An 11662-nucleotide genomic window follows, 5' to 3' on the forward strand; every position below is an offset into this window, starting at 1 on the left:
TCGAAGAAATCCGCATTAATGCGGATTTATTGTCATGTCTTCAGAGGCTCGGCACGGTGAGCCGGGCCACTTGGCACAGCCGAGGCAGATCTCGCACGTAGGTCTGCCGCTCGCCGGTATTGATGAGTCCGTCCCTGCGCAGCCGGGCCAGCGTCTTGTGCACGGTGTGGGTCTTGGACCCAATGAGGGCGGCGAACTCGGACTGGGAGAGGCTCACGTCGATGCGTACCGCGTTCCACTCCCGTCGGCCGTGCGACACGGCCAGCTCGACGAGCACGCGGGCCAGCCGGACCAGGACGGGGTATCCGGCGAACTCCAGACGCCAGCGGTCGGACCGACGCAAACGGCCACAGAAGACATTCATCAGGGGCGCCAGTGCCTCAGGATTGGATTGGAGGAACGGCAGTAGTTCATGTCTCGGCACGACGGTGGCGACCACGTCACCGCAGGCGGTGACCGTTGCCGATCGCGGTTCGCGGTCGATCGCCGCAATCTCACCCACTACGTCTCCGGCGATCTTGATGTCCAAGAGTGACGCCCGGTCGCCGTCGAGCCGGGCAGTCACCTTCACCATTCCCTTGTGGATCACCAGCAGTTCGTGGGTGTGGTCGCCCTCGTTGATCAGTACGTCCCCCGCGGCGAAGGTGTGCCGACTTCCGAGCTGGGCGAAGGCTGCGTGTGCCCCAGGCGTCAGGGTGTCGAGAAACGGTTGTCCATTCGTATTTGAAGCGTGAATCATATGTACAGCACATCAGGCCTTCGGCGCGGCGGTTCGCATTGCCGCTCGGACCGCAGGTGCAAAGGGCACACTCGGGGGCGCACGGCGGCGCGCAGCCGGAATGCCCGCTGCTCGCCATTTTGGAGGGGCGGCCGCACTCTGCACTGCCGATTGCTGCGGCTGCACCGTAGGCAGAGTGCATTGAAGGGAACTGTCGCTGCAGGACGCCAGCCTCTACTTGATCTGCGAGCGTCGCGACTGGCTCTGACGGCTGGTATGGGCGGTCTTCTCGCTGCGGCGAGTCCAGGGCAGGATGCGGCAGCGATGGCGGCGACGCCGAAGAGTCGGCGGTGCGGGCCGGAGAAGAGGGCAAGTGTCAGCCGGACCGGAGCCCGGGTGAGCTGGACGGCGAGTGACTGGGCGGAAAGGGCGGTGGCCCGGTCTCGGGCGGGACGTGCCGGTGGTGATGTGCGTCGGCCGGCCCGAGCGGCAGTCAGAGGAGCGGCGTGACCGTCAGGTGCCCGAGGCAGGGCAGTTGCACTCGTTGGGTGGTGCGCTCGTGCGATCCCGCCCGGTGGAGGGCGCTCTCCGGCGTCACGGACGACGAAGGGGTGCCAGGGGAGGATGGCCGCCGCAGGCGCTTCGCGATAGGAGGTCTGCCGACGGGGCGCCCACGGATGGTCACGATTCGGGAGCGCCGCGCTTGGTCCGAGCGCGGTCCCTTGCGGCGGGAGGTGACCTGGCGTCAGTAAAGGGATGGCGTGGGCGACTTGGTTGGGAGGCGAAGCCTTCGTGTCAAGGCCCGTGGCGGTGCTGTCGGTGGTGGTGCGGACCTTCAGGAGGATGAGGTGCCGGGGTCGGGGGCCCGACCGGAGGCGGAGGGAGGATCCGCCTGTCGGCGCATGGGCCGGTAGTCGGTGTGCCTGCTAATTTCCCGGACCATGGGATCACGTGGAGCACGTGGGATGGCGGCGCAACAGGCGATCGAGGGGCTCCGGGAACTCGTCGGAGCGGGGCTGACGGCCGAGAAGGTGTTCCGCAGGGCCGACGAACTGCTGCGCACGCTCCTGGAGTACGACGCGGTCTGCTGGCACTCGGCGGACCCGGCGACCGGGTTGGTGACCTCGGTGCTGAGCGACGACCTCAGCCTGGTGGGGTTCGAGAACGCCGTGCGTCTGGAGGTGTGGGCGGACGACGTGGCGACCTTTCCCGCGATCCGCCGCAGTGGTGTCCGCGCGGAGACGCTCAGCCGGGCGACCAAGGGCCGGCCGGCGGACAGTGTGCGGTTCCGCGAACTGATCGGCCCGGCCGGGTTCGGCGACGAACTGCGGGCGGTGTTCGACGCACATGGTGGGATGTGGGGCTGCGCGGCGTTCATGCGGGCCGCCGACCGGGGGCCGTTCCTGGCCCAGCAGCGGGAGCTCGCGGACCTCGCCGCGCGCCACCTGGGCAATGCCCTGCGGGCCTGCCACGTGCCGCCGGCCGTCGCCGAGGGCCGCGGGGAGGCGGAGCCGGGCTGGTCGCGGGACGACGGTCCGGCCGTGGTGGTGCTCGGTCCGGCGAACCGGCCGCTGGCACTGTCCGGGCCGGCGGAGGAGCTGCTCGGCCGGTTGGCCGACCCGAGCCGGACCTCGCTCGGTGTGCCGACCGCGTTCGCGGTGGCCGCCGAACAGGCCCGCCGGGCGGCGCGCGGGCTGGCCACGCCGCAGTCGAAGATCCGGGTGCAGGACGGTGACGGCCGGTGGTACGTGCTGCACGGTTCGACCCTGAAGGGCGGCAGCGAGGGCGAGGTGACGGTGGTCGCGGCCCCGGCGACCCCCGCCGACGCGATGCCGCTCTACCTCTCCGCGTACGGGCTGACGGCGCGTGAGCAGGAGGTGGCGCTGCTGCTGGTGCGCGGGTGCGACACCCGGGACGTGTCGCGGCTGTTGGCGATGAAGCCCTACACCGTGCAGGACCACCTGAAGTCGGTGTTCGCCAAGGCCGGGGTGGCCAGCCGCCGTGAGCTGGTGGCGCGGATCATGCTCGGCGGCGGGACGGCGTAGCAGGGGGCGACCCGGTCGGGTGGCCTGCCTGGGCACGGGGTCGCGGGTGTACGTTCTGACGGGTCGGCGGGAACCACCGTTCGTTAGCTGACAACGGGGGGTCCCGCGGCGGGGCCCGCCGGGCCGTCCGGAGGGGGCCAGGGATGAGCATCGAGGAGACCGCGGGTTCGGCGGGCAACGGTGAGGCCGGTGCGGGCGCCGGCCCGGCGAGCGGCCCGGCGGGCGCAGCGGGGACGGGGGAGGCGGCGTCGTCCGCCGTCCCGGCGGCCTCGGCTGCCGCGGGCACCGCGACCGCCACGCAGGGACCGGAGGGGCCGGACGGCTCGCACGGTCCGGACGGGCCGCAAGGGCCGGGGGAGGACGGCGAGGGCAGCGGCGCGGCCGACGGCGGCCGGCGTGGCAAGGCGGCGAAGAAGAAGCGGCCGCTCTGGCAGGAGCTGCCGATCCTCATCGGCATCGCCCTGCTGCTCTCACTGGGCATCAAGACCTTCTTCGTCCAGGCGTTCTCCATCCCGTCCGGCTCGATGCAGCACACGCTGGAGAAGAACGACCGGGTCCTGGTCGACAAGTTCACGCCGTGGTTCGGTGCCGAGCCGGAGCGCGGCGAGGTGGTGGTCTTCAAGGACCCGGGCGGCTGGCTGGACTCGGTGCCGCGGGAGAAGGGCAACGCCGTCGTCGAGGGCATCCGCACGGTGCTCAGCACCGTGGGCCTGCTGCCGTCCGACAACGAGAAGGACCTGATCAAGCGGGTGATCGCGGTCGGCGGCGACACCGTTGAGTGCCGGCAGGGCAGCCCGCTGAAGGTCAACGGGGTGGCGCTGGACGAGCCGTACCTGTTCCCGGGTGCCACGCCTTGCGACGACGCGCCGGTGGGCGAGGTGACCGTCCCCAAGGACCATCTGTGGGTGATGGGCGACCACCGCAACGACTCGCGCGACTCGCGCTTCCACGTCAACGAGCCGGGCAACGGGTTCGTGCCGGTGAAGAACGTGATCGGCCGGGCGTTCGTGATCGCGTGGCCGCTGTCGCGCTGGGACACCCTGCCGGTGCCGGACACCTTCGGGCAGCAGGGCCTGGCGTCCGGCGCGCCTGCCCGGGTCGCCGGGGATGTCGGGGACGCCGGGAGCGGTCGACCCGGCGGCGACCGGCCGGCCGAGCCTTCGGCGCCCGAGGCCGCCGCCGTGGCCGCGGCCGTGCCGTTCGCGCTCTGGCAGCGGCGCCGGGCCGCGCGGGCCGGGGCCGGGGACCGCTGACGTCGGCTCCGGTTCCGGCCGGACAGGTCACCGGGTCACCGCCGCCGCCTCCGTCCCGGTCGTTCCGGGGTCGGGGGCGGCGGGTCCGTTCACGCCGGGCCGTGCCAGCGCGGGGCGGTGCCGTAGCGGGCGAGGAAGAGGTCGACGCCCGCCCCGATGACCCGGGCGAGTTCGGCCTCGTCCACGGGGGTGGCGGGGGCGAAGGTGTACACCAGCTGCGGGATGCCGACGGTACTGGCCACCAGCTGCTGGACGGCGAGCTTCGGGTCGGACACGTGCAGCGCGCCGCTGTCGGTCAGCTCGGTGAGCAGGTCGACCAGCGGGCCGTTGTTCATGTCGTAGGTGACGCGGTACCAGAGCCGGCCGAGCTGCGGGAAGCGGTCGATCTCGCCGATCACCAGACGGCGCAGCAGCATCACCTCGGGGCGCAGCAGGATGCGGGCGAGCGCGGTGGCGTGGCGCACGAGCGCCGTGCGCAGGTCCGGGGCGTCGGCGAGGGTACGGGCGGGCGGCGTCAGATCGGCGTAGGTCTTGGGCAGCACGCCGCCGACGACGGCCAGGAACAGGCGCTCCTTGCTGCCGAAGTGCTTGTAGATGGTGGCCTTGGAGACGCCCGACCGGCCGGTGATGGTGTCCATCGAGGCGGCGGAGTAGCCCTCGGCGAGGAACTCGGCGAGCGCGGCGTCGATGATGGCCTGTCGCTTGCGCGTCGCGGCGTCGCCCGGGTCGGGAATGATCGGGATGCCGTACTCGTCGGTGGCGTCCTGGCGCTCGGCTGCCATGTGCGGCCGCCCTTTCATCGGGTGGGGGAGTGCTGAGGGTGGGAGTGCCGACCGGGTACTGACCGGTCCGGTCCGTTGTCCTGGACGGTTCGTTCGGTGGACTGCACAGGTCAGCCTATGAACTGAACCGTTCGGTACGCAAAAGCCTCGGGTCTCGGACCGACTGAACTATACGGACCGGTCTGCAGTCAAGACTGAACTGTTCAGTTGACAGACTGAACTGGTCCGTTTAGTTTTCTCGATGTCGGCGAGCCCGACGCCCAACGGAAGCCCGATCACCCGCACCACGTCCGAGGAGCCCCTCATGACCGCGTCCAAGATCTTCGCCATCTCCGGCTCGCTGCGCGCCGACTCCCACAACACCCGCCTGCTGCGTGCCGCGCAGAAGTTCAACCCGGGCGGCCAGGAGATCGAGATCTACGAGGGCCTGCGCGAGATCCCGCCGTACGACCTGGACCTCGACACCCCCGAGCTGCGGCCGGCCGTCGTCCAGGACCTGCGTCGCCGGGTCCAGGAGGCCGACGGCCTGCTGATCGCGACCCCCGAGTTCAACTACTCCGTCCCCGGTGTCCTGAAGAACGCCCTCGACTGGCTGAGCACCGACTGGACGCGCAGCGAGGGTCTGCCGTTGCACCGCAAGCCGGCCGCGATCCTCGGCGCCGCGCCGACCAACTTCGGCACCGTCCGGGCCCAGCTGGCGCTGCGCCAGGTGTTCGTCTGGACCGACACCGACGTCGTGGTGAAGCCCGAGGTCATCGTCTTCCGGGCGCACGAGCGCTTCGACGAGAACGGCGACCTGACCGACGGGACCACCATCGAGCTCCTCCAGGGACTGCTCGTCGCGCTCCAGGAGAAGATCGACGCCAAGGCGGCTCGCGCGGCGAGCTGAACCGCGACGCCGCCGGACCGGCGCACCCGGCGCACCCGGCGCACCCGGAGCCCCCGGCAGACCCGGCAAGCCCGGGCCGCCCGGGCCGCTCGGCAGACCCGGCGTCCTCGGCCGGTGGAGCGACCGAGGGGCCGTCTCGGGGCCACAGGGCCCGAATTGGACCTGTTCCCGCCGCGCCACGCCCCGCCAGCATGGGCGGCATGAGCGACCACCACCGCGCGCTGCGCCCCGAGAGCCGGATCGTCCACCCGCCCGTCGAAGAGGTGACCGGCAGCCGCCCGCTGGGCGTGCCGCTGCACCAGGGCCACGTCTTCGCCTTCCCCGACAGCGACACGCTCGCGGACGCCTTCGGCGGCCCCGACGGGGCGTTCCTCTACAGCCGGTTCGGCAATCCGACGGTCCGCTCGCTGGAGCGCGCGGTGGCCGATCTGGAGGGCGGCAGCGGTGCGCTGGCGGCCTCCTCCGGCATGGGCGCGATCACCACCGTGCTGCTCGCGCTACTCCGCTCCGGTGACCACGTGATCGCCCAGCAGAGCCTGTACGGCGGCACCTTCGCGGCCCTCGCCGACCTGACGGCGCGCTGGGGCGTCACGGTCACCTTCGTGCGCGGCGACGACCCGGAGGAGGTGCGGGCCGCCCTGCGGCCGACCACCCGGCTGCTGTACCTGGAGACCGTCTCCAACCCCGTCGCGCGCGTCACCGACCTGCCGGCGCTGATCGGCGCGGCTCGCGAGGCCGGTGTGCTGAGCGTGGTGGACAACACCTTCACCACGCCGCTGCTCTGCCGCCCGATCGAGCACGGCGCGGACATCGTGCTCCACTCGGCCACTAAGTACCTCGGCGGCCACTCCGACGTCCTGGCCGGGCTCGCCGTCTTCGCCGACGCCGGGCTGCACCGCCGCGTCTGGCACCACGCCCTGGAGCAGGGCGCGGCGCTCGACCCGTTCGCCGCCTGGCTGACGCTGCGCGGGATGCAGACCCTGGGCCTGCGGATGCGCCGGCACAACGAGGTCGCGCTCGACCTGGCCGGGCGGCTCGCCGCCCACCCGGCGGTCGCCGCGGTGCACCACCCGGGCCTGCCCGGCCACCCCGACCACGAGCGGGCCCGCCGACTGCTGCCGGACGGTCAGGGCGGGGTGTTCGCCTTCGACCTGGCCGGTGGGCGGGAGGCCGCGCGCGTCTTCGTCGGCGCGGTCCGTCTGGCCTCGCTCGCGCCCTCGCTGGGGGGCGTGCACACCCTGGTCCTGCACCCGGCCAGCACCTCCCACCGCCAGCTGTCCGACGACGAGCTGACCGCCGCGGGCATCGGCCCCGGCACGGTGCGGATCGCCGTCGGCATCGAGCACCCCGAGGACCTTTGGGCCGATCTGGAGCAGGCTCTGGCCGGACTCTGACCGGCGCCGGTCGGGGCGCCGGTCGGGGGGCGGCCGGGGGCGGGGATCACCGGCCGTGACCCTCCGCCGTGACCCTACGCCGCGGGCCGGGGCCGCGGCCGGGCCGCCAGCACGGCGATGTCGTCCTCCGCCGGGTGGCCCGCATCCGGGCCGACGCCGCGCAGCGCCGCGTCCAGCAGGTCCTCCAGCGGCCCGGCGGCCGGCAGCCGCAGCGCGGCGAGGCGGGCCAGCGAGGCGTCGATGTCCTCGCCGCGCCGCTCCACCAGACCGTCCGTGTACAGCAGCAGGGTCTCGCCCGGCAGCAGGTCGCGGCCTGCCTGCTCGTACCCGCCGAGCCCGGTGCCGAGCGGCGGCCCGGTCGGGAGCCGCAGCAGTTCGGTGGGCCGGCCCGGGGCGATTAGGGCCGGCGGGAGGTGCCCGGCGCTGGCGAAGGTCCACCGGCCCCGGCCCGGGTCGGCGAGGGCGAGCAGGCAGGTGGCCGGGCGGGCGGACTCGTTGGCGGCGATGACGGTGTCCAGCTGGCGCAGGATCCGGTGCGGTGGCAGGTCCATCGCGGCGACGTCGCGCAGGGTGGCGCGGTAGCTGCTCATGTCGACGGCCGCCTCGACGCCGTGGCCCATCACGTCGCCCATGACCAGCAGGGTGCGCCCGAACGGCAGGCGGACCGTCTCGTACCAGTCGCCGCCGACCACCGAGCTGCTGCCGGACGGCAGGTAGCGGGAGGCGAGTTCGAGGTTCTGGTGCGGGTGGCCGGGCTCGCTGAGCAGCGCGCGCTGGAGGTCGAGCGCGATGCCCTGCGAACGGCTGTAGCGGCGCGCGTTGTCGATGCCGGTGGCGGCCCGGGCGGCGAGGTCGCCGACCAGCACCGCGTCGTCGGGCCCGAAAGCGGGGGAGGCGGCGGTGCGGGCCAGCGTCAGCAGTCCGATCAGCCGGCCGCGCGCCGTCAGCGGCACCACCAGCAGCGAGGTCACCCCGGCGACCCGGTACACGGCCGCGCTGTCCCGGTCGGGCGCCGCCTCGGCCAGCTCCTCGGCGGTGCGCAGCGCGACCAGCACGGCGACCCCGGAGGCCAGGGCCCGGGCCGCCGTCGAATCCTCCCGGTGGCGCACCGACTCGCCCGGGCGCGGCAGCCGGTCCACGGCCGGCCGCAGCCCCTCCGCGCAGTCGAGCGCGGCCCGGTGGAAGCGACGGCCCGGCGCCCGGCCGGTGCGGGCGTCGGCGTCCGGCGGCAGGACGTCGACGGTGGCCAGTTCGGCCAGCCGGGGCACGGCGAACGCCGCCAGTTCGGCGCAGGTGGTGTCGACGTCCAGGGTGGTGCCGATCCGTTCGGCGGCGGCCTCCAGGAGGGCGAGGCGGGTACGCGCCTGGGCGAGCTCGCGCCGCAGCTCCTGGTCCGGGTCGGGGTCGTCGAGGACCAGGACCACCACGCCGGCGGGGCGGCCGTCGGCGGTCAGCGGCCGGTAGCGCACCCGCAGGCCGGGCGGCACCGGCGCGCCCGGACCGTCCGGTCCGCCGGTGGTGCGCTCGCGGTCCCGCCCGTCGGCCAGCACGCGGCGCAGCGTGCCGACGGCGTCCGCGAAGGCCGTGGCCTCCACCGGCCGGCCCTGCAGGTCGGCCCGGCGCAGGCCGGTGACCGTGCTGAAGGCCGGGTTCAGGTAGAGCCAGCGCAGTTCGGCGTCGAGCAGCGCCACTCCGGCCGGCAGGACGCCGATCAGCTCACCGAGCAGATCCGGACCGTCGCCCTCCGTGGCGCCGTAGGCCCTCCCGCGGAGCGCCGCGGCCGCCGCCGTGAGCGCGCCGGTGTCCGCGCCCGCCGGGGTGCCGCCCTCTCCTCCTCCGCCGCCGTGTCGGAACCGCATAGCCCCATGATCACGCCCCGGGGCGCGGCGCGCCCACGGAGTGGCGGGTGCTTGACCGGTCGACGGGTTTCCGATAATGCGACCGTAGGGCGACCGGGTCGGGGATGCCTCAGGCTTCCGGGCCGTGCTTGAGCTTCGCCCAGACCCTCTCCAGCGCGGCGATGTCGGCGTCGTCGAGGCGGTCGTCGAAGGCCTCGGCGAGTGCGGCGCGGCGGGTCGCGTCGGCGGCGGTGAACAACTGCCGGCCCTCCGGCGTCAGCGCGATCCGCACCGAGCGGGCGTCGATGGGGGAGGTGGCGCGCTCGACCAGGCCGCGCGCCTGCAGGGCGTCGGCGACCCGGGAGACCTGGCTGCGGCTCAGCAGCGTCTTGGCCCCCAGGTCGGAGGCGGCCACCGGCCGGTCCTGGGCGTAGAGCCAGAGCATCACCTCGAACCAGGAGAGCGGCAGGTCGTGGGCCCGGGTGAGGGCCTGGTCGACCCGGGTGCTGAGGGTGGTGCCGGCCCAGACCAGGCCGTAGAAGGCGTGATCGCGGGCGGTGAGGTCTCCCAGGGTGAGGTCGGTGCGCTGCGCCATGCCCGTCAGCCTACCTTTGTGCGTGCGCGCACACACATCTTGCTATGGTGTGTGTGCACGCACGCAAGCCGAAGCCGCAGCACGAAGGAGCCCTCATGGCCGGCGACCGGATCGTCCTCATCACCGGCACCTCCAGCGGCATCGGCCTCGCCGCCGCGGTCGCGGCGGCCCGCGCAGGCTTCCGCGTCATCGCCACCATGCGCGACACCGGGCGCTCCGGCGCGCTGCTCAAGGCCGCCGAGGCGGCCGGGGTTGCCGACCGGGTCGAGCTCGCCCGGCTCGACGTCACCGACGCCGCCTCCGTTGCCGAGTGCCTGGCCGGGGTCCTCGACCGGCACGGCCGGCTCGACGCGGTGGTCAACAACGCGGGCGCCGGGCGGGTCGGCACCGTCGAGCAGGACGGGCTCCTCCCCGTCCGCGAGGTCATGGAGGTCAACTTCTTCGGCGTCGTCGAGGTGACCCGGGCCGCCCTGCCGCACCTGCGGGCCACCGGCGGCCGGGTGGTCACCGTGACCAGCGTCGGCGGCGTGGTCGGCCAGCCGTTCAACGAGGCCTACTGCGCGGCCAAGTTCGCCGTCGAGGGGTTCATGGAGTCGCTCGCCCCGGTCGCCGCCACCGTCGGCGTGTCCGTCTCCGTCGTCGAACCCGGCGCGGTGGCCAGCGAGTTCGTCGCCAGCCAGGGCATCGACCTGCCCGCCCTGCTGGCCGCCGCCGGCCCGTACGCGCCCGCCCTGGAGGCCTATGCGGCGCGCACCCGGGCCGCCTTCGACCAGGCGCAGACGTCCGAGCAGGCCGCCGAGACCGTGCTCGACGCGCTCACCGCCGAGCGGCCGCCGTTCCGCCTGCAGACCTCCGACCGGGCCCGCGCCTTCGTCGGCGCCAAGCTCGCCGACCTCGACGGTTCCGCCGTTCAGGGTGTGACGGGCGGCTGGGTGGCCTGAGCCTGCGCCCGAGCCTGAGTCTGCGCCTGAGCCTGGGCTTGCGCGTGAGCCTGCGCCCGCGCCGCCTGCCCCGTTTCAGCATGTTCACCTAAAGATCATTGACCCGCCGTCAGTGCCGCTGGAACGATTCGGGGTCATGACTACGCGCGTAAACCTTCTGTCACGTCGGCTGATCTCCCCGTTACGGTGGGCGGCCCTGCTGTCCGTGCTGGTATCGGTCGGGGTCTTCTTCGCCGGCGCCGGAGCGGCCCAGGCGGCGCCCGCCTGCGGGGTGCTCTCCACCGGTGCGGCGCCCCAGGCCACCGCCGCCGTCCGCTCCGCCTGCGGGCTGATCGGCACCCCGTACTCGTGGGGCGGCGGGCACGGCGCGACGCCCGGCCCGACGTACGGGCTCTGCGACCCCGCCAACGGCGCGCCCAACGACTGCAACGTCCGCGGCCTGGACTGCTCCGGCATGGTCCGCTACGCCTACGACCTGGCCGTCGGCGAGGACGTCATCAACGGCACCACCCGCACCCAGTGGCCGACCTCCAGAGCGATCGCCCGCTACTACCGGGCGGACGGAACGGCGCCGCTGCTCCCCGGCGACCTGGTGTACTTCGGCAACACCGCCTCCACCATCCACCACGTCGCCATGTACCTCGGGCAGGGCTGGATCGTCGAGGCCCCGTACTCGGGCGGTTACGTCCAGGTGGCGGCGCTCTCCTCGCACGGCGACTACTACGGCGCCATCCGGCTGTACGGATCCGGCTCCTCCTCGACCACGCCTCCGACCACGCCCCCGTCGGGCGGTGGCCAGTACTGGGTGGACACCTTCTCCAATGCCCCGGTGTACGGTTCGCCGACGTCGACCAGCAGTACGGGGACGCTGTACCAGGGGACGAACTACGTGTACTGCAAGGCGTGGGGCCGTGAGGTGTCCAGTGGTGGCAGCTTCAACCACTGGTGGCTGAAGACGGACCCGGACGTCGGCCCGGGCGGTCAGTGGGTGTCGGCGTTCTACCTGTCCCGGTGGGGCAACGACACGGCCAAGGACAACAACGGCACCACCGTCCCCGACTGCCCGGGCGGCGGCACCTCGCCCGCCGCCGGCAAGTACTGGGTGGACACGCTCTCCAATGCCCCGGTGTACGGTTCGCCGACGTCGACCAGCAGTACGGGGACGCTGTACCAGGGGACGAACTACGTGTACTGCAAGGCGTGGGGC

General features: G+C 73.3%; 10 protein-coding genes. 6 read left to right on the forward strand and 4 right to left on the reverse strand.

The window, feature by feature from the left end; all coding sequences use genetic code 11:
* Positions 1–40: 40 nt before the first annotated feature.
* Complete coding sequence (locus ACFVUH_RS25560; protein ID WP_387915517.1) at positions 41–739, reverse strand: Crp/Fnr family transcriptional regulator; 699 nt, start codon at positions 737–739, stop codon at positions 41–43.
* A gap of 944 nt (positions 740–1683) precedes the next feature.
* Between ACFVUH_RS25560 and ACFVUH_RS25565 the strand changes: the two genes are divergently transcribed.
* Both ACFVUH_RS25565 and lepB read left to right on the forward strand, forming a co-directional pair.
* Complete coding sequence (locus tag ACFVUH_RS25565) at positions 1684–2763, forward strand: helix-turn-helix transcriptional regulator (RefSeq protein ID WP_355359127.1); 1080 nt, start codon at positions 1684–1686, stop codon at positions 2761–2763.
* 143 nt (positions 2764–2906) lie between these two features.
* Positions 2907–4016, forward strand: coding sequence for a signal peptidase I (lepB, locus tag ACFVUH_RS25570; protein ID WP_387915518.1), 1110 nt, complete (start codon positions 2907–2909; stop codon positions 4014–4016).
* Between the two features lie 89 nt (positions 4017–4105).
* Here lepB and ACFVUH_RS25575 read toward each other — a convergent pair whose 3' ends face one another.
* On the reverse strand, positions 4106–4798 hold the full coding sequence (locus ACFVUH_RS25575; protein WP_387915519.1) for a TetR/AcrR family transcriptional regulator: 693 nt from the start codon (positions 4796–4798) through the stop codon (positions 4106–4108).
* Between the two features lie 304 nt (positions 4799–5102).
* On the opposite strand from ACFVUH_RS25575, the gene ACFVUH_RS25580 reads away from it, so the two are divergent.
* Entirely contained in the window at positions 5103–5687 is a 585-nt protein-coding gene (locus ACFVUH_RS25580; protein ID WP_387915520.1) for an NADPH-dependent FMN reductase, read from the forward strand.
* A 200-nt stretch (positions 5688–5887) separates the two neighbouring features.
* Positions 5888–7081: an aminotransferase class I/II-fold pyridoxal phosphate-dependent enzyme gene (locus ACFVUH_RS25585; protein WP_355359139.1), complete on the forward strand. Its 1194-nt coding sequence runs from the start codon at positions 5888–5890 to the stop codon at positions 7079–7081.
* A gap of 74 nt (positions 7082–7155) precedes the next feature.
* Here ACFVUH_RS25585 and ACFVUH_RS25590 read toward each other — a convergent pair whose 3' ends face one another.
* Complete coding sequence (locus ACFVUH_RS25590) at positions 7156–8940, reverse strand: SpoIIE family protein phosphatase (RefSeq protein ID WP_387915521.1); 1785 nt, start codon at positions 8938–8940, stop codon at positions 7156–7158.
* 109 nt (positions 8941–9049) lie between these two features.
* Positions 9050–9514 (reverse strand): MarR family winged helix-turn-helix transcriptional regulator, encoded by a 465-nt coding sequence (locus ACFVUH_RS25595; protein ID WP_387915522.1) that lies wholly within the window; start codon positions 9512–9514, stop codon positions 9050–9052.
* Between the two features lie 95 nt (positions 9515–9609).
* Between ACFVUH_RS25595 and ACFVUH_RS25600 the strand changes: the two genes are divergently transcribed.
* The gene (locus ACFVUH_RS25600; protein ID WP_387915523.1) at positions 9610–10455 is read left to right on the forward strand and encodes an SDR family NAD(P)-dependent oxidoreductase; all 846 of its coding nucleotides are present in this window, start codon (positions 9610–9612) and stop codon (positions 10453–10455) included.
* 136 nt (positions 10456–10591) lie between these two features.
* The coding region (locus tag ACFVUH_RS25605; protein ID WP_387915524.1) for a C40 family peptidase at positions 10592–11662 on the forward strand (1071 nt) is incomplete at its 3' end.

Origin of the sequence: Kitasatospora sp. NPDC058032 (assembly GCF_042885845.1) — a bacterium.
Taxonomy (GTDB): Bacteria; Actinomycetota; Actinomycetes; order Streptomycetales; family Streptomycetaceae; genus Kitasatospora.

Excerpts from the sequence above, each read along its gene's own strand:
- ACFVUH_RS25560 (WP_387915517.1), bottom strand. The coding sequence starts at position 739 with ATGATTCACGCTTCAAATACGAATGGACAACCGTTTCTCGACACCCTG.
- ACFVUH_RS25565 (WP_355359127.1), top strand. The coding sequence starts at position 1,684 with ATGGCGGCGCAACAGGCGATCGAGGGGCTCCGGGAACTCGTCGGAGCG.
- lepB (WP_387915518.1), top strand. The coding sequence starts at position 2,907 with ATGAGCATCGAGGAGACCGCGGGTTCGGCGGGCAACGGTGAGGCCGGT.
- ACFVUH_RS25575 (WP_387915519.1), bottom strand. The coding sequence starts at position 4,798 with ATGGCAGCCGAGCGCCAGGACGCCACCGACGAGTACGGCATCCCGATC.
- ACFVUH_RS25580 (WP_387915520.1), top strand. The coding sequence starts at position 5,103 with ATGACCGCGTCCAAGATCTTCGCCATCTCCGGCTCGCTGCGCGCCGAC.
- ACFVUH_RS25585 (WP_355359139.1), top strand. The coding sequence starts at position 5,888 with ATGAGCGACCACCACCGCGCGCTGCGCCCCGAGAGCCGGATCGTCCAC.
- ACFVUH_RS25590 (WP_387915521.1), bottom strand. The coding sequence starts at position 8,940 with ATGCGGTTCCGACACGGCGGCGGAGGAGGAGAGGGCGGCACCCCGGCG.
- ACFVUH_RS25595 (WP_387915522.1), bottom strand. The coding sequence starts at position 9,514 with ATGGCGCAGCGCACCGACCTCACCCTGGGAGACCTCACCGCCCGCGAT.
- ACFVUH_RS25600 (WP_387915523.1), top strand. The coding sequence starts at position 9,610 with ATGGCCGGCGACCGGATCGTCCTCATCACCGGCACCTCCAGCGGCATC.